The sequence below is a fragment of the Pseudomonas sp. LBUM1657 genome (assembly GCF_059716075.1).
On sequence record NZ_CP166799.1, the window covers coordinates 5,028,921 to 5,049,401 of the forward strand.

Here is a 20,481-nt window from a genome sequence, read left to right on the forward strand (position 1 = left end):
AGCGGTATGACGATCAACATCTTCATTGAAGGTACCGCCGCCTTCGCGAGCAAGCCCGCTCCCACAGGGTTTTTCACCGGGCAAAAAAAAACGGTGCACCGACCAAGCGCACCGTAAAGCCGTAGAACACACAACGAAGTGTTTGGTAAATCAGGTCAATCCAGCAGCGCCAGTGCCTCGGCGGTGCATTCCTGAATGCGGGCCCAGTCGCCGTTCTTGATCCACTCCGGATCAAGCATCCAGCTACCGCCCACGCACATCACGTTTTTCAACGCCATGTAGCTCTTGATGTTGGCCGGGCTGACGCCGCCAGTCGGGCAAAATTTCACTTCGCCGAACGGGCCGCCCAGGGCCTTGATGGCCGCGACGCCGCCGCTGACTTCCGCCGGGAACAGCTTGAAGCGGCGATAACCCAGGCCGTAGCCTTCCATGATGCCCGAGGCGTTGCTGATGCCCGGCAACAGCGGAATCGGGCTGTCGACGCTGGCTTCCAACAGATCACGGGTGATGCCCGGCGTGACGATGAACTGCGAACCCGCCGCTTCTGCTGCCGCCAGCATGTTGCGATCGAGCACGGTGCCGGCACCGGTCACCAGCTCCGGACGCTGCTCGCGCAGAATCTGGATGGCCTTGAGGCCGAACTGCGAACGCAGAGTCACTTCCAGGGCTGTCAGGCCACCGGCCGCGAGGGCGTCGGCCAACGGCAGAACGTCCTGCTCGCGAGCAATGGTAATCACCGGCAGGATCCGCGCCTTGGCGCAGAGGCTGTCGATCAGGGCAATTTTGTCCGCCATGGAAACGGTCGGGAATGTGTTTGTCATAGCGGCTGATCCTTGGCTCATGGGCACCAGTAAATCTCTAACGTAGGTTGCAGAAACGCGCGAATCGGCATGGCGGCGACATCGTCACCGGCCAATGCGGCACTCAAAGTGGTCAGTTTGGACTGACCGGAAATCGATAGAACGGTTGTCTTGGCCGAGGCCAGCAGCGCACGACTCATGGTCAGGCGCTGATGCGGCACGGTCGGCGCCAGCATTGGGTAGCAACGACGTGTGCCGTCGGCTTTCAAGGCGTCGGCCAGGTTCGGGCTGTTCGGGAACAGCGAGGCCGTGTGACCGTCGTCGCCCATGCCCAGGATCAGCACGTCGATCGGCGGCAATTCGCCGAGCAAGCGATCAGCCTGCTCAGCCGCCTGTTCAACGTTGGCGGTGGCGCTGTACAAGCTCAGGAACTGCGCCTTGGCCGCCGGGCCTTGCAACAGGTAGCGCTTGAGCAGGCCAGCATTGCTGTCGGCGTGTTCCACCGGCACCCAGCGCTCGTCGGCCAGGGTGACGACAACCTTGGACCACTCCAGTTTCTGCTTGGCCAGGTGCTGGAAAAACGCCACCGGGCTGCGTCCACCGGAGACCACCAGGGTCGCGGTGCCGCGAGCGTCGATTGCGTCACTCAGTTGCTTGGCTACATTCAGCGCCAAACCATCGGCCAGCAGCACCGGGCTCTTGAACTCATGGGCGCTGACGCCCTGAGGCAGTTTCAATTCAGATATCGCCATACCACGACCTCCCATCCCGCGTAATCAGTGCAATGGAGCTCATCGGTCCCCAGGACCCGGCCGCGTACGGCTTGGGCGCATCGCCGGATTTTTTCCACCCGGCGATCAACTGGTCACACCACTTCCACGCGGCTTCGATTTCATCTTTACGGACAAACAGGTTCTGATTGCCGCGCATTACTTCCAGCAACAACCGTTCGTAGGCATCGGGAATCCGTGCGCTGCGCCAGGTGTCGGAAAAATTCAGCTGCAACGGACCGCTGCGCAGCTGCATGCCCTTGTCCAGGCCTTGTTCTTTGGTCATCACGCGCAAGGAAATGCCTTCGTCCGGTTGCAGGCGGATAATCAGCTTGTTGCTGATCTGCAGGCGCTGCTCGGGAGCGAAGATGTAGTGCGATGGTTCCTTGAAGTGGATGACGATCTGCGACAGCTTTTGCGGCATGCGCTTGCCGGTACGCAGGTAAAACGGCACACCGGCCCAGCGCCAGTTGCGGATATCGGCACGCAGGGCGACGAAGGTTTCGGTGTCGCTCTGGGTATTGGAGTTAGGCTCCTCCAGGTAACCGGGCACTGACTTGCCTTCGCTGTGACCGGCGATGTACTGGCCGCGCACCACTTGCGTGGTCAGGCCTTCCGGACTGATCGGCGCCAGGGCCTTGAGCACTTTGACTTTCTCGTCGCGGATGCTGTCGGCGGACAGGTCGGCCGGCGGGTCCATGGCGATCAGGCAGAGCAGTTGCAGCAGGTGATTCTGGATCATGTCCCGCAGCTGACCGGCCTTGTCGAAGTAACCCCAGCGGCCTTCGATCCCGACCTTCTCGGCCACGGTGATTTCCACGTGGGAGATGTAATTCTGGTTCCACTGGGTTTCGAACAGGCTGTTGGCAAAACGCAGGGCGATCAGGTTCTGGACGGTTTCCTTGCCCAGGTAATGGTCGATGCGGTAGGTGCGGTTCTCCGGGAAGAACTGCGCCACGGCGTCGTTGACCTTGCGTGAGGATTCCAGGTCCGAACCGATAGGTTTTTCCAGCACGACGCGGGTGTTTTCGGTCAGGCCGACCTTCGACAGGTTCTCGCAAATCGCGCCGTAGACGGCAGCCGGCGTGGCGAAGTAGGCAATCACCCGTTGGGCGCTGCCGGCCATCTCAGCCAGGGCGACGTAATCGTCAGCCTTGAGGAAGTCGACGTGCAGGTAGCTCAATCGGGCCAGGAAGCGTTCGACCACAGCTTCGTCCAGCTCTTTGTCACTGACGTAGCGGCGCAGCTCAGCGGCGATGAACGCCAGATGCTGCTGCTCGCTGCCGGGCTCACGGGCCAGCGCGATAATCCGCGTGTCCTCATGCAACAGGCCTGCGCCATCGAGTTGATAAAGGGCAGGAAACAGCTTGCGCAAGGCCAGATCGCCGAGGGCGCCAAACAAGGCAAAGGTGCACGGTTCAACCGTAATCGAAGGCATGATGTTTGTTCTTTTATCAAGTTAAGCTACAAATACCTTTTTTCAAGGCATCACTCAAGGGAAAATGTAGTAATAACCACAACATTTTCGCAAAATATCGATTCCGAGTGGTGGTCGGTCGGAGCCATCAGTAGGATAGGCCACCGTTACGGGCCCGATCAAAGTCCCAATTTGCATAGCCGGGGCCCTTATTTGCATTGCTCTATTGTTTGCGGAGCTAAGGAACTTATATGGACCGCGTGCGAAATTTACTGGAGCAGATCCAGAATCGCCTTGAAGACCTGAACAAAGCAGAACGCAAAGTCGCCGAAGTGATCCTGCTCAACCCACAGCAGGCCACCCGGTTCAGCATCGCCGCGCTCGCCCAGGCCTCGAAGGTCAGCGAGCCGACGGTCAACCGTTTCTGCCGTTCTTTCGGTGTCAGCGGCTACCCCGAACTGAAACTGCAGCTGGCCCAGAGCCTGGCCAGTGGCGCGGCGTATGTCAGCCGTGCGGTCGAGGCCGATGACAATCCTGAGGCGTACACAAAAAAGATCTTCGGCAGCGCCATCGCCTCTCTGGACAGTGCCTTGCAGGCACTGGACCCGAACCTGATCAGCCGTGCCGTCGACCTGTTGATCCAGGCTCGGCAGATCCACTTCTTCGGCCTCGGCGCCTCGGCCCCGGTGGCGCTGGATGCGCAACACAAGTTTTTCCGCTTCAACCTCGCGGTCACCGCCCACGCGGACGTGCTGATGCAGCGCATGATTGCTTCGGTCGCTCACACCGGTGAGTTGTTCGTGATCATTTCCTACACCGGCCGCACCCGCGAACTGGTGGAAGTGGCGCGCATCGCCCGGGAAAACGGCGCTTCGGTGCTGGGGCTGACGGCCGAGGGTTCACCGCTGGCCAAGGCCAGCACCTTGAGCCTGAACATCCCGCTGCCGGAAGACACCGACATCTATATGCCGATGACGTCGCGGATCATTCAGCTGACCGTGCTGGATGTGCTGGCTACCGGCATGACCTTGCGTCGAGGCGTGGATTTCCAGCCGCATTTGCGCAAGATCAAGGAAAGCCTGAATGCCAGTCGGTATCCGATTGGGGATGAATTCAATTAACCCGGCTTAAGGGCTTTGTTGCCTGAAATGCCGCCTTCGCGAGCAAGCCCGCCCCCACATTCGATCGCATTCTTTCTGAAAGGGCTCGGTTGAATGTGGGAGCGGGCTTGCTCGCGAAGGGGTCAGCCGCAACACCGCTGGTCTTGACCTACACCCCAACCCGCGCCTGCAAACTCAAATGCGCCCTCTCCCCCGGCGCCAGGCTCAGGCTGTCAGTCCCGCCGCTCGCCGCTTCCACGCAGACAAACTCGGAAATCTCGTTCCAGCTCACGCCCAGCAATGGCCGCGTGCCCGGATGCCAGACCACGGTGTCCCCATGGTCACCGGTATCGATACACAGTTCCCGCTGCCAGGCGTGATCCTTGAGCTGCAATTCGCCGTCGTGCTGGAACACGCGCTGACAACCGCCCTCGACTCGCAACTCGCCTTCCTGGTGGCAAATCTGCCGGTTCAACTGGTCGTAACCTTGCGCGCCATCGAGCCCAGACAGCGCTACCTCACCCACGTCACCAATACGCCAATAAGCATGCAACGCCTGGCTCAATTGGCACGGCAGGCTGTCCTGGTGCTCGGTACTCAGGCGCAGCTCCATACGTTCGCCCAGGTGTGCATGCAGGTCCACTTGCCAGTCGCACAGCTGAAGTTGCCAGTGCAGACGCACGCCATCGTCGTCACTGCTGCTGTCCAAAAGCTTCCAGTCGAGCAACCGCGCCCATCCATGGGACGGCCAGGCGTTTTCGCTCGGGTGACGGCCATACCACGGCCAGCACACCGGCACGCCGCCACGAATCGCGCCGACATGCGGCCACTTCGCGGCGCACCACAGCCAGGGTTTCTGGCCCTTGGGCTGAAAGTGCAGCAACTGCGCGCCCTGCCGACTGAACACCGCCTGACACAGCGGATGATCGATCACCAGCACATCGCGCATCTGATAGCGCTCCCACGCAAACACCGGACGTTCGCGCAAGGATTTGAAGAAGCGTTGTAGCGGATGCTCATGCATGTGCCACGGTCCTGAAAATCATCTGTCACCCGGGGTGCGCAGCCCCCAAAAAAAAGCGGACAGCCATGGCCGTCCGCAAAAATGCGCACATAGAGAGGAGCTTATCGCAGACGCGTTAGAACACCGACTGAATTTTCAGGCCGGCGACCAGCGCGTTGTCGACTTCATCCACGCCACCCGGGTGAGTGATGTATTGCAGGTTAGGACGCACGGTCAGCCAGTTGGTGACGTGGAAGCCGTAGTTGATCTCGTAGTTGTACTCGGTGTTACGCAGTGGCGAGAACAGCGGATCCTGGTAGTCGCTGACGCCATTGGAGGCGTTGACCAACTCGGCGTTTTTCTTCACGTCATCGTTGACATGGATACGGGCAAAACCGATCCCCATGTCATCTTTCGGACGTGCATCAAACGGCCCTTTGTACACAAACATCAGCGACTGGTAGTTGTCGACGATGTTGGTGTCCTTGTCGTGGAAGGTGGCGTTGGCGGCGATGCTCAGACCGCGGCTCTTGTCACCGTTGTGGTCGGTGAGTTGCTGCTGCGCGACGAACCAGTAGCCGGATTTGCTGCTGTGGCTGCGATAGGCGTTGCCGCTGGTTGCCGCATCATCGCCGTTCTCGTCTTCACGAACGTCGTCGGCCTTGGCGGTGCTTTTGTAGTAACCGACACGGTATTCGCCCGGCAGGTTGTTAGGGTTAGGCAACCAGACCAGCTCGACCGGCAAGACGGTGCCTTTGGTACCACTGCCGCTGAGCTTGAAGCCGTTACCGTGTTCCAGTTGCGACGGGTTCTGATTGTACGCGCCGATCTGCGCATAGAACTCAGGCGAGATGTTGTACTTCACGCGGATCGCGGCCTGGCTGACCGGCCAGTTGTACCAGATGTTGGTCGCCCAGTTACCCACTTGGGAACCGCAGAAGGCCAGGTTCTGGAACTCGCAAGGGAAGGTGTTGAAGTCTTCGCCTTCGCCGAAGTAACCGGCCTTGACGTCCAGTTTATTGTCGAGGAACTGATGCTTGATCCACAATTGGGTCAGACGGACCATATGGCCACGACCGTAGACTTCCTGGGAAGAACTCAAGGTGCCGGCACGCGGGTCGCCGACACGGTCATTGGAAATGTTCTCACCGTTACGGTTGGTGAGCTGGATCTTGGCCTGGGTGTTATCCCAGCCCATCAGTTTTTCCAGGTCCAGCGCCACGCCCAGGCCAAACTGGTCGGAGTAACGCGCAGTCTTGTCGTTGTTGTAGCCGCCGTGGAGGTTGCCGCCCACTTCACCGACGTAGTCCATTTTGATGTCGATGCCTTGCTCGATCAGCTTGGTCCGCTCGCCACCCCAATCACCGGTCATCCATTCGGAATCGGCGCTGAACGCGTCAGCCGCGTGCACACTACCGGCCAGCATCATTGCCGCAATCGCTGACAACTGGCAGATAAGCTGAGCGTTGTTGTTCTTCTTCATCCCTACATCCTCGTTTTATTGTTATTAACTGTTTTTATTTAACGCGGTTACATCTAGATCCCCTGTGGGAGCGAGCTAGCTCGCTCCCACATTTTGTTCTTCAGCGGCCCTTGAACTGCGCCACATTGGCACTGTGAGTCTCGGTTTTAGGCTGACCGGCCACCCCCAGGCGCTCCCCGGTCTTGGCATCGAACAGCAGCACTTTCGATGGATCGAATTGCAGGGTCAGGGTCTCGCCCACGGCCGGCGCAACGTCCGGCGCCAGACGGCAGCAGACTTTGGTATCGTTGAGATTGACGAAAACCAGCGTGTCGGGACCGGTCGGTTCGGTGACCTGGACTTCGGCGCGAATGGTCGGCAAACCGTTCGCCTCGCTGCCCGCCAGTACGATCTGTTCCGGACGCATGCCGAGGATCACTTCGCGATCTTCAAGACCGGCGTCCTGCATGCCCAATGGCAATTCGCAGCGCGCCTGGCCGCTATCGAGCAGCGCCACCAGACGACCTTCCTTGCGCTGCAAGCGCAGGGGGATGAAGTTCATTGGCGGCGAGCCGATGAAGCTCGCCACGAACAGGTTGGCCGGGTTGTTGTAGATGTCTTTCGGCGTGCCGAACTGTTGAATGATGCCGTCCTTCATCACCGCCACTTTGTCGCCCAGGGTCATCGCTTCGATCTGGTCATGGGTCACGTAGACCGTGGTGGTTTTCAGGCGCTGGTGCATCAGTTTCATTTCGGTGCGCATCTCGACCCGCAGCTTGGCGTCGAGGTTGGACAGCGGTTCGTCGAACAGGTAAATCTTCGGCCGCCGCGCCAGGGCACGGCCCATCGCCACGCGCTGTTGCTGACCACCGGAGAGCTGGCCCGGCTTGCGGCTGAGCAGGTGTTCGATCTGCAGCAACTTGGCCACGCGAGCGACTTCTTCGTCGATTTCGGCGGCGGGCATTTTGCGAATCTTCAGGCCGAACGCGATGTTGTCGCGCACGCTCATCGTCGGGTACAGCGCGTAGGACTGGAACACCATGGCGATGTCACGATCTTTCGGGCTCATGCCGCTGATGTCGGCGTCGTCCACCAGGATCGCCCCGCCGCTGATGTTTTCCAGGCCGGCGATGCAGTTCATCAAGGTGGATTTGCCACAGCCGGACGGGCCGACCAGGATCAGGAATTCACCGTCATCGATCTTCAGTTCGATGTTTTTCAGGGTGTCCGGCAAACCGGCACCGTAGGTTTTGTTGACGTTGCGTAATTCGAGAGTTGCCATGTTCTACCCCTTGACCGCGCCGGACGTCAGCCCACGCAGGAAATACTTGCCAGCGAATATGTAGACCAGCAGTGTCGGCAGCCCGGCGATCATCGCGGCGGCCATATCAACGTTGTATTCCTTGGCCCCGGTGCTGGTGTTGACCAGGTTGTTCAGGGCCACGGTAATTGGCTGGGCATCGCCACTGGCGAAGACCACGCCGAACAGGAAGTCATTCCAGATCTGGGTGAACTGCCAGATCAGGCAGACCATCACTATCGGGATCGACATCGGCAGCAGGATCTTCCAGAAGATCGTGAAGAAGCCCGCGCCATCGAGCCGCGCGGCTTTAACCAACGCATCCGGAATGCTCACGTAGTAGTTGCGGAAGAACAGCGTGGTGAACGCCAGGCCGTAGACCACGTGCACCAGCACCAGGCCGGTGGTGGTGTTGGCCAGGCCGAATTTGCCGAGGGTGAACGAGGCTGGCAGCAACACGGTCTGGAACGGCAGGAAGCAGCCGAACAGCAGCAGGCCGAAGAACAATTGCGAACCCCGGAAGCGCCACATCGACAGCACGTAGCCGTTCATGGCACCGATGAAGGTGGAGATCAAAACCGCCGGCACAGTGATTTTCACCGAGTTCCAGAAGTAGCCACCGACGGTGTCCCAGGCCTTGATCCAGCCGATGCCGTCAATCACTTGTGGCCAGCTCAGCAGGTTGCCGGTGCGGATGTCTTCCGGGGATTTGAAACTGGTCAGCAGCATCACCACCAGCGGAATCAGATAGATCGCAGCAGCCAGCAGCAACGTGGCGTAGATCGCGATACGGCTGAAGCTGATCGCCGGTTTTCCAAGTGAAGGGCTCATCATCCGTTATTTCCTGCGCCGCGTTGTGGTCTGAAAGCGGGCCAGGCAAGGCGCAGTCCGCTGGTAATGGTTGTTCCCTTGCCAAGGACTGCAACGCAGCCTGGCCCGCTTTCAGACACAACCCGAAGGGCCGGGCCTGCTGTTGTGCAGGGCTGCGTTGCTCGGAGCTTATTTGGAATGACCAAACCACGCTCCTCGCGCCTTGCCCTGCACAACAGCAGACCCGGCGCGGCACAGGAAATAACGGATGATGAGCCCTTATTCATGGCGTTTGCCTCGCAATTCGGAGTACAGGTACGGCACCAGAATCGCCAGGATCGCGCCGAGCATCATCATGGCGCTGGCCGAACCAATGCCCATCTGGCCACGGCTGAACGTGAAGGAGTACATGAACATCGCCGGCAGGTCGGACGAGTAACCGGGTCCGCCAGCGGTCATCGCCGCCACCAGGTCGAAGCTCTTGATCGCGATGTGCGCGAGGATCATGAAGGCGCTGAAAAACACCGGGCGCAGGCTCGGCAGCACGATCTTCATATAGATGGTCGGCAGGCTCGCACCGTCGACTTGCGCGGCGCGGATGATCGACTGATCGACACCGCGAAGGCCGGCCAGGAACATCGCCATCACAAACCCGGAGGCTTGCCATACGGCGGCGATCACCAGGCAGTAAACCACGCGATCCTGATCCACCAGCCAGTCGAGACGGAAGCCTTCCCAGCCCCAGTCACGCAGCATTTTGTCGAGGCCCAGGCCTGGGTTGAGCAACCATTTCCACGCCGTACCGGTGACGATCATCGAGAGCGCCATCGGGTACAGGTAAACGGTGCGAATGAAACCTTCCTTGCGAATGCGCTGGTCCAGCAGCACCGCCAGAAACACCCCCAGCACCAGGCTGATACCAATGAACATGCCGCCGAACACCGCGAGGTTCTTGCTCGCGACCCACCAGCGATCGTTGTCCATCAGACGGATGTATTGCTGCAGGCCGACCCACTTGTAGCTCGGCATGAAGCTGGAATTGGTGAAGGACAGTACGAATGTCCAGATGATGTAACCGTAAAAACCAACCAGGACGATCAGCATGCTTGGCGCCAAAACCAGTTTGGGGAGCCAGCGCTGCAGTGCGTCGAACGGTGAGGCTTTGCTGAAAACCGCCACAGAGCTCATCGGGATAATCCAGGTGAAGAGAAATGAAATCCGCACGGCGATCCCTTGTGGGAGCGGACTTGCTCGCGAAAGCGGTGTGTCAGTCGACATCCATGTTGAATGTCAGTCCGTCTTCGCGAGCAAGCCCGCTCCCACATGGGGACACGCGGTGTCAGGGATTACTGGGCGGCTTTGACAGCCGATGCCAGTTGGGCGCTGGCCTTGGCCGGGTCAGCATCCTTGTCGTTCATGAAGTTGGTGACCACGTCGAAGATCGCGCCCTGCACGGCCAGGGAAGTGGCCATGTTGTGCGCCATGCTCGGTTGCAGGCCGCCAGTCTTCTCGTCAGCCAGGAAGTCCTTGGCCGCCGCTTGAGCGCAGGAATCGAAACCCAGGCCGCTCATGTCGTTAAGCATGTCGGTACGCACCGGGATCGAGCCTTTGTTGATGCTGAAGACTTTCTGGAAGTCTTTGCCCAGAGCGACCTTGGCCAGGTCTTGTTGAGCGGCGATGTCACCTTTGCGATCAGCCTTGAGCTTGAACACGGCCATCGAATCGATGTTGTAGGTGAAGGCTTTTTCGGTGCCCGGGAACGGCACGCACTGGTAATCCTTGCCGGCTACTTTCTTGGCCGCGGTCCATTCGCTCTTGGCCCAGTCGCCCATCATCTGCATACCGGCCTTGCCATTGATGACGTCGGCGGCGGCGATGTTCCAGTCACGACCGGCGCGGTTCGGGTCCATGTAGCCCGTGAGCTTTTTCAGCTCGGTGAACGACTTGGTCATTTCCGCGCCCGAGAGGGTTTTCTGATCCAGGTCTACCAGGGCTTTCTTGTAACCGTCGGCGCCCATGACCGAGAGCACCACGTCTTCAAACACGGTGCTGTCCTGCCAAGGCTGGCCACCGTGGGCCAACGCGATGAAGCCTGCGGCCTTGAGCTTGTCACCGGCGGCATAGAATTCTTCGAGGGTGGTGGGGGCTTTTTCAATCCCGGCTTTCTTGAAGACTTCCGGGTTGATCCACAGCCAGTTGACGCGGTGAATGTTCACCGGCACGGCAACGTAGTCGCCTTCGTACTTCACGGTGTCGGAGACTTTCTTCGACAGCAGGTCATCCCACTTTTCCGACTTGGCCACGTCTTTCAGGGTGTCGGTGCTGAGCAGGCCAGTGCTGCCCCACTCCTGGATGTCCGGACCTTTGATCTGGGCGACACCCGGCGGGTTACCGGCGACGGCTCGGCTTTTGAGTACGGTCATGGCCGTGGAACCGCCACCACCGGCGACTGCGCCGTCCTTCCAGGTAAAGCCGTCTTTTTCGACTTGAGCCTTCAGCACATCGACCGCTGCCTTTTCACCACCAGAGGTCCACCAGTGAACAACCTCCACCGAACCTTTGGAATCGGCAGCAAGGGTACTCAGCGGAAATGCAGAAAGAGGAAGCAGTGAAGCGAGAGAAATGACAGTAGCGAGGCGAGAAATCGCATTCATCTAGTAGTACCTTTCTTGTTGTTATGCATGCAAGTCTGGTGCTTGCGCTGCATAGGATTTTAAACAGGAGTCATCCCCTCGCAGGTAACGAAGGGACGCGCGAATGTCACCACATGGTTACACAGGAACGCTCTGGGACAACTGCCCCAGCGCCGTGGCCATGCTCGGCGCCAGAGGCAGGCGCGGGATCAGCACGGCTTGCCAGGCGTGATACAGGTCGGGTTTGCCGGGCCAGATGTCGGCACTCGGGCGGTTCTGCGGATCGAGTTCGTGGTGCCAACTGCCACCTTCGCGGTCGATGAAATGACTGTCACAAAACTCCCAGAACAATCGGTACCAGGTTTCGTACTGCGCATCGCCGGTGCGTTTGAGCAGAGCACTGGCGGCAGCGCTGGCTTCGCAATGGGTCCAGTGCAGGCGGTGACGAACCACGGGGCGGTTGTCCCAGTCGAGGGTGTAGACAATGCCCTGCGCCCCGTCGACATCCCAGCCGTGACGGCAGTTGTGCTCGAAGAGTTTTTGCGCGTCGGTGGCCAGCCAGCCCGGCGTGAGCATGCCTGCCTGCACCCGCGCCGCTTCCAGGTGCAGCAACAGCCGCGCCCACTCGAAACCATGGCCCGGCGTGGTGCCATAAGGACGAAAACCGTCCGCCGGGTTGTCGTGGTTGTAGTCGCGCAGCGGCTGCCAGTCGCGATCGAAATGCTCGACCACCAGGTAGTCATTGGCAGCAGCGTGACCGTGGATGACGCGCTCGACGATGCGCTGGGCGCGGCACAGCCAGCGGTTGTCCTCGGTGACATCCGCCAGTGCGAGGAAGGCTTCGGTGGCGTGCATGTTGCTGTTGGCGCCTCGGTAGGCTTCTTCGCAGCTGAAGTCGCGATTGAAGGATTCGCGCATGGCGCCCTCCTCTTCGCTCCAGAAGTGCGTGTCGATGATGTTGATCGCATCATCAAGCAAGGCTTGGGCGCCGGGCCGTCGGGCGACCACTGCGGAACTGGCTGCGAGCGCGACGAACGCGTGCAGGTAGGCGGCTTTGCCGGTGTTGCCATCGCGATGATCAGGGGTAGCGAACCAGCCACCGTGCTCGGCATCACGCAGCGGGCCGCTGAGGGCTTGAACGCCGTGATCCACCAGTTCGGCAAACCCCGGCAGGCCTTGAATATGGGCCATGGCGAAGCTGTGGGTCATGCGCGCGGTGTTCATGGTCTCGGCTTGCGCGTTGGCCGGCAAGCGACCCTGATCATCAAGGTTGCCGAAGCCGTCAGGCAGTTTGGAAGCCTTGGCAAACGCCAGCAGGCGCAGGCCTTCATCGGCGAGCCATTGCTGATGGGCAGGCGCGTTCAGCCAACTGCGCAAAGCAGGTTGGGAGGTGTCCATGGGGTACCTTTTTTGTTGTTATGACTGCGGGCAGTCTAAACAACGGGCAGTGGCGGGCTTGTAACGAAGGGGGCGGGTTTTGTCACTGAGTTGTGACATTTGCCTTGAGGGATGTGTTTAAAGTTCTGACGCCTTCGCGAGCAAGCCCGCTCCCACAGTGGTTATGCGTCGTACACAAATCCAATGTGGGAGCGGGCTTGCTCGCGAAGAACGATACGCGGTGTTCCTAATCAATACTGCGAGGCAACTGCAACGTCACTCGCAACCCACCTTCACGCAGGTTTTGCAGGCTGACTTCACCGCCATGGCTATGGGCAATGTTGCGGGCAATCCCCAACCCCAACCCATAACCCTGCTGCTGCCCGGCCAACCGGAAGTGCGGTTCGAACACCTGCTCCAGCCGCTGCTCAGGAACACCGGGCCCTTCATCATCGACATGCAGGATGAACGCACTTTCGTCGTCATCGATATGCAGGTGCGCGTTCTGCCCATACTTCAACGCGTTATCGATCAGGTTACCGATGCAACGCTTGAGCGCCAGCGGTTTGCCCGGATACGCCGCCAGCGCCCGACCCTGCTGGGTCACGCGGCCATTGCCGTTCGGCGCCAGGTACGGTTCCACCAGACAATCGAGCACATGATTGAGATCCACCGGCTCGATGTTTTCGTGGATGTCGGTGTCTTTCACGCATTGCAGCGCACCTTTGACCAGCAGCTCCAGTTCATCCAGATCGCGACCGAATTTGGCCTGCAGCTTTTCGTCTTCGAGCAATTCAACCCGCAGTCGCAGCCGGGTGATTGGCGTGCGCAGGTCATGGGAAATGGCGCTGAACAACTGGCTGCGTTCCGTCAGGTAGCGGCTGATGCGCTCGCGCATCGCATTGAAGGCACGGCCCACCTCGACCACTTCACTGCCGCCACCCTCGGCCACTGGCTCGACTTCGGCACCGAGGGACATGTCTCGCGCCGCCCGCGCCAGGCGCTTGAGCGGCCGGCTCTGCCAGTGCACCAACAGGCCGATAAACAACAACAAGAAGCCACTGGTGAGCACGATAAACCAGACCTGCTGCGCCGGCAGGCCTTGCTCTTCGAGGCTGGTGTAGGGCTCCGGCAACAAGGAGGCTATGTACAGCCATTCCCCCGGCGCCATCTGGATTTGCGTGACCAGCACCGGCGGGTTCACCGGTTCCAGGGTCAGCGCGTAGTGCGCCCAGGAACGCGGCAATTCATCGAGTTTCAGGCCGCCGTTGAAGATTCGCAGGTCCTCGGGACTGACGAAGGTCACCGAGATATCCGTGTCCTGACCCAGCGATTGGCGCAGCACTTCGTCCACCGCTTTGAGCACCGCTTCTTTGCGCGGGGTGATCGGCAGCACTTCCATGCCCAAGGGTTTGTCGTTGAGGGTCACCACGAACCGGGTGCCGCCCATGCTGCGCAATTGATCGAGCACCAGCGGCCGGAAGGCCACCGGCAATGAGCGGAAATAACTGACGCTGGCCGTCATCGAATGGGCCAGGCTGCGGGCGCTGGTGACCAGGCCTTCAAGCTGGGTGGCGCGCAGTTGCGAGACCCAGATCACGCTCGACAGCGTCTGCGCGAACAGCACCGCCAACAGCGTCAGCAGCAACATGCGACCCAGCAGCGAACGCGGCACCGGAATCTGTGCGGCGAGCTTGCGGAAAAATTCAGTGGCCATTGCTGGCAACCACATTGGCTGCCAGTTGGTAGCCACTGCCGCGCACGGTACGGATCAGCCGCGGCGGTTTTTCGGTGTCGCGCAGGCGCTGGCGCAAACGGCTGACCGCCATGTCGACAATACGATCCAGCGGCATCAGATCGCGACCACGGGTGGCGTTGCCAATGGTGTCGCGGTCGAGGATTTCCTGGGGGTGATCGAGGAACAGTTTCAGCAGCGCGAAATCAGCGCCGGAAAGAATCACTTCTTCGCCGTCGATGTGGAACAGCCGATGGCTGACCATGTCCAGGCGCCAGTCATCAAAGGCCAGCACTTCACTGCCGGAACGCTCCTGACCGAACTGCGCGCGGCGCAACAACGCTTTGATGCGCGCCTGCAATTCACGGGGGCTGAAGGGTTTGCCAAGGTAGTCGTCGGCGCCCAGCTCCAGGCCAATGACCCGATCGGCCTCGTCGGAACTGGCGGTGAGCATGATGATCGGCACCTGCGCCTGACGCGGGTGCTGGCGGATCCAGCGGCACAGACTGAAACCGTCTTCGTCCGGCAGCATCACGTCGAGGATCACCAGATCACTCGGCGCCTCGTTCATGGCCTGGCGAAAGCCCGCGCCGTCGGGCGTGGTACGGACCTGGAAACCGGCGCGGGTCAGGTAGGTGTCCAGCAACTCGCGTATCTCTTGATCGTCATCGACCAACAAAATCGACTTGTTGACTGAGCTCACAGGAAGGCGTCCTTGTTATTTGAATTGGGCGGATTATGCCTTAAGCACCAAATTTACAAACACCGCAGAAACACTGTGGGAGCGGGCTTGCTCGCGAATGCGGTGTGTCAGGCAACATTGATATCACTGACACGACGCCTTCGCGAGCAAGCCCGCTCCCACATTTAATTGCATTTCAGGCCTGATCGAGCGCCACACCCGCACCCACTAGACCGGAATACGGCGCTGTCACCAACCACACCGGAATGCCTTTGAAGTAATCGCTCATGCAGCCCTTGTCGGCGAAGCAGCGCGCGAAACCGCTTTCGATGAAGAAATCGGCAAACCGTGGAATCACCCCACCAACGATGTAAACACCGCCTCGTGCACCAGTGGTCAGCACGTTGTTGCCGGCCACGCGACCGAGCCAGCAGCAAAACTGCTCGAGCACTTCCAGGGCAATCGGGTCGCCCGCCAGTCCGGCCGCCGTAATCGCTTCCGGTGTTTCGAGAACGGGCTCGTGACCATCCACCGCGCAGATCGCTCGATAGACACGCGGCAAGCCGCTGCCGCTCAACGCCGTTTCAGCGCTGACATGACCGATCTCGTTGAAGATGTGCTGCCACAGCTGAGTTTCGCGCAGGCTGCTCAACGGCAAATCGACGTGACCGCCCTCCCCCGGCAACGCGGCAAAACGACCCTCGCCCAGATCGAGTAACGTGCCGACACCCAGCCCCGTGCCCGGGCCGATCACTACGGCCGGCCGCAACGGCTCCGGCGTGCCTTCGCAGACCACCCGAAACTCGTCCGGCTGCAAACGGGTCATGCCCAATGCCATGGCCGAGAAATCGTTGACCAGCAGCAGTTGATCCACCTTCAAGGCCTGGCAGAACGCCTTGCGACTGAGCCGCCAGTGATTGTTGGTGAATTTGAATTCGTCGCCACTCACGGGACCTGCCACCGACAGGCACACCGAACCGATCGAACCCGGCGCCAGACCGAGCCCGCTCAGGTAGAGGGCAATGGCCTCCTCCGGGCTGGCGTGATCTGCCGTCGCCAGCACCTGGACAGATTCCAGCTGCTGGTTTTTCCACAACGCGAAACGTGCGTTGGTCCCACCGATGTCACCGACCAAAGCCAGTTTCAATTAAGCGTCTCCAGGGCAGAAGTAAAGGCGCTGGCGCCCTGCTCTGCGGAGCTGAAGGCCATGCGCATGAAACCAAACAGTTCGCGTCCGCTGCCAATATTATTGCCCAGCAGGCCCTTGGCAGGTTCGCGCGCTGCGAATTCTTCGGCGTCCACCTTAAGCTCCAAAGTGCCTTTGACGCCATCGACGCGGATGATATCGCCCTCCTGGACCCGCGCCAAAGCGCCGCCCACATAAGCTTCTGGGCTGACGTGAATGGCCGCCGGGATTTTCCCCGACGCACCGGACATACGTCCGTCGGTGACCAGCGCCACCTTGAAGCCGCGATCCTGCAGCACGCCGAGGAACGGCGTCATCTTGTGCAGTTCCGGCATGCCATTGGAGCGCGGGCCCTGGAAGCGCATCACCGCGACAAAATCTTTCTCCAGCAGACCGGCCTTGAACGCGTCGGCCAAATCCTGCTGATCCTGGAATACCATGGCCGGTGCTTCGACGATCTGGTTTTCCAACGCGACCGCTGAAACCTTCATCACACCGCGACCGAGGTTGCCTTCCATCACCCGCAAACCACCTTCTGGCGAGAAGGCGCGAGCGACCGGGCGCAGAATGTTTTCGTCGAGACTTTCGATCGGGCCTTCGCGCCAGACCAGTTCGCCGTTATCGAGGAATGGCTCCATGGTGTAGCGGCTCAGGCCGTGGCCGAGCACAGTGTTGACGTTTTCGTGGAGCAACCCGGCTTCCAGCAGTTCGCGGATCAGGAACGACATGCCGCCCGCTGCCTGGAAGTGGTTGATGTCGGCTTTGCCGTTCGGGTAGACGTGACTCAGGGTCGGCACCACCTCGGAGAGGTCGGCCATGTCCTGCCAAGTCAATTGAATGCCCGCCGCCATGGCGATCGCCGGCATGTGCAAGGTGTGGTTGGTCGAACCGCCGGTGGCGTGCAGGGCGACGATGGAGTTGACCAGCGAACGCTCGTCGACGATTTCGCCGATCGGCATGAAGTCGCCGCTTTGCTTGGTCAAGCGCGTGACCTGATGCGCCGCTTCGCGTGTCAGAGCATCGCGCAACGGCGTGTTCGGGTTGACGAATGATGCGCCCGGCAAGTGCAGGCCCATGACTTCCATCAGCAACTGGTTGGTGTTGGCGGTGCCGTAGAAGGTGCAGGTGCCAGGGCTGTGGTAGGACTTCATCTCCGACTCCAGCAGCTCTTCGCGGCTGGCCTTGCCTTCGGCGTAGCGCTGACGAACGTCGGCTTTCTGCTTGTTGGAAATGCCCGAGACCATCGGCCCACCCGGCACGAAGATCGTCGGCAGATGACCGAAGCGCAGTGCGCCCATCATCAGGCCCGGCACGATCTTGTCGCAGATGCCGAGCATCAGCGCACCATCGAACATGTTGTGGGACAACGCCACGGCGGTGGACAGCGCAATCACTTCGCGGCTGGGCAGGCTCAACTCCATGCCCGGCTCGCCCTGAGTCACGCCATCGCACATGGCCGGAGTGCCACCGGCGAACTGGCCGACGGAGCCGATCTCGCGCAGGGCTTTTTTGATCTGTTCAGGAAAGACTTCGTACGGCTGATGCGCCGAGAGCATGTCGTTATATGACGAAACAATCGCAATGTTGGCGGAGTTCATCATCCGCAGACTGTTCTTATCGTCTGTGCCGCAACCGGCTACGCCGTGGGCGAAGTTGGCGCATTGCAGCTTGCCGCGCATCGGACCGTCGCTGGCTGCTCCGCGAATCAGTGCAAGGTAAGCCTCGCGCGTGGCGCGGCTGCGGGCGATAAGCCGTTCGGTGACCTCAAGGACGCGGGGATGCATGTGTAGAACTCCAGGCTAACGGATGTGGCGACCTGATTGTCTATGCTGAGCAAGAGCCGTTGTCGATGGGATGACAGACGGTTTTCTTGATCGGTCGGACCAGTTGATTCAGGTCACTCGTTGTAGATTGAACAAAATATTGCCATTAAAAAGGCTTGTTTTCTATTTTTATGCGAATAATCTTGTAATTCCAACAACAAAACGACGGCGGCCCTGTTAAATGACTCTTCGAATCGCAATCAATGGTTTTGGCCGAATTGGCCGTAACGTCCTGCGCGCACTGTATACCCAGGGCTATCGTCAGGATCTGCAGATTGTCGCGATCAATGATCTGGGCGACAGCGCGATCAACGCGCATCTGCTCAAATACGACACTGTTCACGGCACGTTCGACGCCGATGTCCAGCACGATCAGGAAAGCCTGACCGTCAACGGCGACCGTATTGCGGTCAGCGCGATCCGCAACCCGGCCGACCTGCCTTGGGCCGCGGAAAAAATTGATGTCGTGTTCGAATGCACCGGTCTGTTCACCGACCGTGCCAAAGCCGCCGCGCATATTACGGCCGGCGCGCGCAAAGTCATCATCTCGGCCCCGGCCAAAGGTGCCGACGCCACGGTGGTTTATGGCGTTAACCACGACATTCTGCGCCAATCGCACCAGATTATTTCCAACGCGTCGTGCACCACCAACTGCCTGGCCCCGGTAGCCCAGGTGCTGCATCGCGAGCTGGGCATCGAAAGCGGTCTGATGACCACTATCCACGCCTACACCAACGATCAAAACCTGACCGACGTCTATCACACCGACCCGTACCGCGCCCGTTCGGCCACCCAGAACATGATCCCGAGCAAGACCGGCGCTGCCGAAGCGGTCGGCCTGGTGCTGCCGGAACTGGCGGGCAAACTGACCGGCATGGCGGTGCGTGTTCCGGTGATCAACGTTTCCCTGGTGGACCTGACCGTACAGCTCAAGCGCGAAGCGTCGGCCGATGAAGTGAACGCACTGCTCAAACAAGCCGCCCAGCACTCGAAGATCCTCGGCTATAACACCTTGCCGCTGGTCTCCAGCGACTTCAATCACAACCCGCTGTCGTCGATTTTTGACGCCAACCACACCAAATCCAGCGGCAAGCTGCTCAAGGTGCTGGCCTGGTACGACAACGAATGGGGCTTCTCCAACCGCATGCTCGATAACTGCCTGGCGCTTTGCAACGCCGAATAACGTTCGTTGCAGAAGCAGGGGCAACAATCGATGATCGGTATCAGCTTTACGCAAAAGACCGTGGCGGCGCGCAAGCGTATCGCCCTGGTCGCCCATGACCACTGCAAGGTGTTTTTGCTCGACTGGGCTGAGCGCCACAAAGACAAGCTCGCGCAACATGAACTGGTCGCCACCGGCACGACGGGGTTGTTGTTGCAACAACGCCTCGACCTGCCGGTGGAAAGCATGATCAGCGGACCATTGGGTGGCGACCAACAGCTCGGCGCGCGCATCGCCGAGCAGCGGGTCGACATGCTGGTGTTCTTCTGGGACCCGTTCGAGCCGCAGCCACACGACCCGGACATCAAGGCGCTGTTGCGGGTCGCGGCGGTCTGGAACATCCCGGTGGCCTGTAATGAATGCAGCGCCGACTACTTGCTCAGCAGCCCGCTGATGGACCAGGCTCACCCGCACCGCATCCCAGACTACGCGACCTATTTGCTGGGTCGTACGTAAACCTTCACAAATCAGTACTTGACCACTCGAGCGGATGATAAGCATTATCATTAGCTCGAAATGGATCAGGTCCTCCCGTGAGTCAATCGCGCTTCAATCACGTCTTCATCGCCCAGCGAGTTTCTCTGCTGCGCACGCTGGAGCGGATGGTCAACAATCACAGCACCGCCGAAGACCTCTTGCAGGAAACCTACCTGCGGGTGACCCGGGCGTTGAGTGAACGGGCCATCGATCACCTTGAACCCTTCGTCTTCCAGACCGCCCGCAACCTGGCACTGGACCATTTGCGTGCGCGTCGAATTCAATCGCGCACGATGCTCGACGACGTGCCACTGGACGTGGTGCAAAGCGTCGCCGCCCCCGCCAGCAGTGCCGAGGAGGCTGCCCATGCCGAACAGTTGCTGGAGCGATTGAACGTGAGCCTCAATGAACTCAGCTCACGTCAGCAGCAGATTTTCATCCTCAGTCGCCTGCACGGGCACAGTTACCTGGAGATTGCCGAGAAGCTCGACGTGTCGTTGAGCACGGTGCAGAAGGAACTGAAGCTGATCATGGCCATCTGCATCGGCGTGGCCGAACGGTTAAACGGGGATTGAGTCTGTAGATTTACTCCCTACGTGCCTGCATCGACTGCGCAGACCATCGGGCTTTGCTACCCTTGCCCCCTCTTTTCAAGCTTCACTCATAAAACAGCCGTGCACAGAC

18 protein-coding genes are annotated in these 20,481 nt (G+C 60.0%); 4 read left to right on the plus strand and 14 right to left on the minus strand.

All coding sequences use genetic code 11. The features are described 5' to 3' along the window. Positions 1-155: 155 nt before the first annotated feature. The 3 genes from ACA055_RS23250 to zwf are packed head-to-tail and all read right to left on the minus strand — an operon-like array spanning position 156 to position 3,008. Positions 156-821, minus strand: a complete 666-nt coding sequence (locus ACA055_RS23250; protein ID WP_497680768.1) for a bifunctional 4-hydroxy-2-oxoglutarate aldolase/2-dehydro-3-deoxy-phosphogluconate aldolase — start codon at positions 819-821, stop codon at positions 156-158. Positions 822-838: 17 nt separating this feature from the next. After that, entirely contained in the window at positions 839-1,552 is a 714-nt protein-coding gene (gene pgl / locus ACA055_RS23255; RefSeq protein WP_497680769.1) for a 6-phosphogluconolactonase, read from the minus strand. Beyond that, positions 1,539-3,008, minus strand: a complete 1,470-nt coding sequence (zwf, locus tag ACA055_RS23260) for a glucose-6-phosphate dehydrogenase (protein ID WP_497459073.1) — start codon at positions 3,006-3,008, stop codon at positions 1,539-1,541. Before zwf ends, pgl begins: the two co-directional genes overlap by 14 nt. A gap of 239 nt (positions 3,009-3,247) precedes the next feature. On the opposite strand from zwf, the gene ACA055_RS23265 reads away from it, so the two are divergent. Beyond that, positions 3,248-4,108, plus strand: a complete 861-nt coding sequence (locus tag ACA055_RS23265; protein WP_177318169.1) for a MurR/RpiR family transcriptional regulator — start codon at positions 3,248-3,250, stop codon at positions 4,106-4,108. 148 nt (positions 4,109-4,256) lie between these two features. Here ACA055_RS23265 and ACA055_RS23270 read toward each other — a convergent pair whose 3' ends face one another. From ACA055_RS23270 to edd, 11 genes are all read right to left on the minus strand, one after another. Continuing rightward, positions 4,257-5,111, minus strand: a complete 855-nt coding sequence (locus ACA055_RS23270; RefSeq protein ID WP_497680770.1) for a D-hexose-6-phosphate mutarotase — start codon at positions 5,109-5,111, stop codon at positions 4,257-4,259. 115 nt (positions 5,112-5,226) lie between these two features. Then, positions 5,227-6,573, minus strand: a complete 1,347-nt coding sequence (locus tag ACA055_RS23275) for a carbohydrate porin (RefSeq protein WP_497680771.1) — start codon at positions 6,571-6,573, stop codon at positions 5,227-5,229. A 100-nt stretch (positions 6,574-6,673) separates the two neighbouring features. Beyond that, a complete protein-coding gene (locus ACA055_RS23280) occupies positions 6,674-7,834 on the minus strand; it encodes an ABC transporter ATP-binding protein (RefSeq protein WP_497680772.1) in 1,161 nt (386 codons plus the stop codon). Between the two features lie 3 nt (positions 7,835-7,837). Further along, complete coding sequence (locus ACA055_RS23285; protein WP_497684471.1) at positions 7,838-8,683, minus strand: carbohydrate ABC transporter permease; 846 nt, start codon at positions 8,681-8,683, stop codon at positions 7,838-7,840. 258 nt (positions 8,684-8,941) lie between these two features. Next, entirely contained in the window at positions 8,942-9,850 is a 909-nt protein-coding gene (locus ACA055_RS23290) for a carbohydrate ABC transporter permease (RefSeq protein ID WP_282377280.1), read from the minus strand. Positions 9,851-10,008: 158 nt separating this feature from the next. Then, positions 10,009-11,316 (minus strand): ABC transporter substrate-binding protein, encoded by a 1,308-nt coding sequence (locus ACA055_RS23295; RefSeq protein WP_497680773.1) that lies wholly within the window; start codon positions 11,314-11,316, stop codon positions 10,009-10,011. Between the two features lie 117 nt (positions 11,317-11,433). Beyond that, a complete protein-coding gene (locus tag ACA055_RS23300; RefSeq protein ID WP_497680774.1) occupies positions 11,434-12,693 on the minus strand; it encodes a D-mannose isomerase in 1,260 nt (419 codons plus the stop codon). Between the two features lie 226 nt (positions 12,694-12,919). Beyond that, a complete protein-coding gene (locus tag ACA055_RS23305; RefSeq protein WP_497680775.1) occupies positions 12,920-14,389 on the minus strand; it encodes an ATP-binding protein in 1,470 nt (489 codons plus the stop codon). Beyond that, entirely contained in the window at positions 14,379-15,110 is a 732-nt protein-coding gene (locus ACA055_RS23310) for a response regulator (RefSeq protein ID WP_008155851.1), read from the minus strand. Before ACA055_RS23310 ends, ACA055_RS23305 begins: the two co-directional genes overlap by 11 nt. Positions 15,111-15,285: 175 nt before the next feature. Continuing rightward, a complete protein-coding gene (locus tag ACA055_RS23315) occupies positions 15,286-16,236 on the minus strand; it encodes a glucokinase (RefSeq protein WP_497680776.1) in 951 nt (316 codons plus the stop codon). After that, positions 16,233-18,059: a phosphogluconate dehydratase gene (gene edd, locus ACA055_RS23320; protein ID WP_497680777.1), complete on the minus strand. Its 1,827-nt coding sequence runs from the start codon at positions 18,057-18,059 to the stop codon at positions 16,233-16,235. Before edd ends, ACA055_RS23315 begins: the two co-directional genes overlap by 4 nt. A gap of 220 nt (positions 18,060-18,279) precedes the next feature. Here edd and gap point away from each other — a divergent pair, with 220 nt between their 5' ends. The 3 genes from gap (at position 18,280) to ACA055_RS23335 (ending at position 20,372) form a co-directional block, all read left to right on the plus strand. Then, positions 18,280-19,281 (plus strand): type I glyceraldehyde-3-phosphate dehydrogenase, encoded by a 1,002-nt coding sequence (gap, locus tag ACA055_RS23325; RefSeq protein ID WP_497680778.1) that lies wholly within the window; start codon positions 18,280-18,282, stop codon positions 19,279-19,281. Between the two features lie 30 nt (positions 19,282-19,311). Then, positions 19,312-19,776, plus strand: coding sequence for a methylglyoxal synthase (locus ACA055_RS23330; protein ID WP_497680779.1), 465 nt, complete (start codon positions 19,312-19,314; stop codon positions 19,774-19,776). A gap of 77 nt (positions 19,777-19,853) precedes the next feature. Beyond that, positions 19,854-20,372 carry an RNA polymerase sigma factor gene (locus tag ACA055_RS23335; protein ID WP_497680780.1) on the plus strand — a complete coding sequence of 173 codons (519 nt, stop codon included), beginning with the start codon at positions 19,854-19,856 and terminating at the stop codon, positions 20,370-20,372. Positions 20,373-20,481: the final 109 nt, after the last annotated feature.

Bases quoted from the DNA above. Each gene is read 5' to 3' on its own strand.
- ACA055_RS23280 (WP_497680772.1), bottom strand. From the start codon at position 7,834: ATGGCAACTCTCGAATTACGCAACGTCAACAAAACCTACGGTGCCGGT.
- ACA055_RS23250 (WP_497680768.1), bottom strand. From the start codon at position 821: ATGACAAACACATTCCCGACCGTTTCCATGGCGGACAAAATTGCCCTG.
- ACA055_RS23330 (WP_497680779.1), top strand. From the start codon at position 19,312: ATGATCGGTATCAGCTTTACGCAAAAGACCGTGGCGGCGCGCAAGCGT.
- ACA055_RS23290 (WP_282377280.1), bottom strand. From the start codon at position 9,850: ATGAGCTCTGTGGCGGTTTTCAGCAAAGCCTCACCGTTCGACGCACTG.
- pgl (WP_497680769.1), bottom strand. From the start codon at position 1,552: ATGGCGATATCTGAATTGAAACTGCCTCAGGGCGTCAGCGCCCATGAG.
- ACA055_RS23285 (WP_497684471.1), bottom strand. From the start codon at position 8,683: ATGAGCCCTTCACTTGGAAAACCGGCGATCAGCTTCAGCCGTATCGCG.
- ACA055_RS23270 (WP_497680770.1), bottom strand. From the start codon at position 5,111: ATGCATGAGCATCCGCTACAACGCTTCTTCAAATCCTTGCGCGAACGT.
- edd (WP_497680777.1), bottom strand. From the start codon at position 18,059: ATGCATCCCCGCGTCCTTGAGGTCACCGAACGGCTTATCGCCCGCAGC.
- ACA055_RS23300 (WP_497680774.1), bottom strand. From the start codon at position 12,693: ATGGACACCTCCCAACCTGCTTTGCGCAGTTGGCTGAACGCGCCTGCC.
- ACA055_RS23295 (WP_497680773.1), bottom strand. From the start codon at position 11,316: ATGAATGCGATTTCTCGCCTCGCTACTGTCATTTCTCTCGCTTCACTG.
- zwf (WP_497459073.1), bottom strand. From the start codon at position 3,008: ATGCCTTCGATTACGGTTGAACCGTGCACCTTTGCCTTGTTTGGCGCC.
- ACA055_RS23275 (WP_497680771.1), bottom strand. From the start codon at position 6,573: ATGAAGAAGAACAACAACGCTCAGCTTATCTGCCAGTTGTCAGCGATT.
- gap (WP_497680778.1), top strand. From the start codon at position 18,280: ATGACTCTTCGAATCGCAATCAATGGTTTTGGCCGAATTGGCCGTAAC.
- ACA055_RS23305 (WP_497680775.1), bottom strand. From the start codon at position 14,389: ATGGCCACTGAATTTTTCCGCAAGCTCGCCGCACAGATTCCGGTGCCG.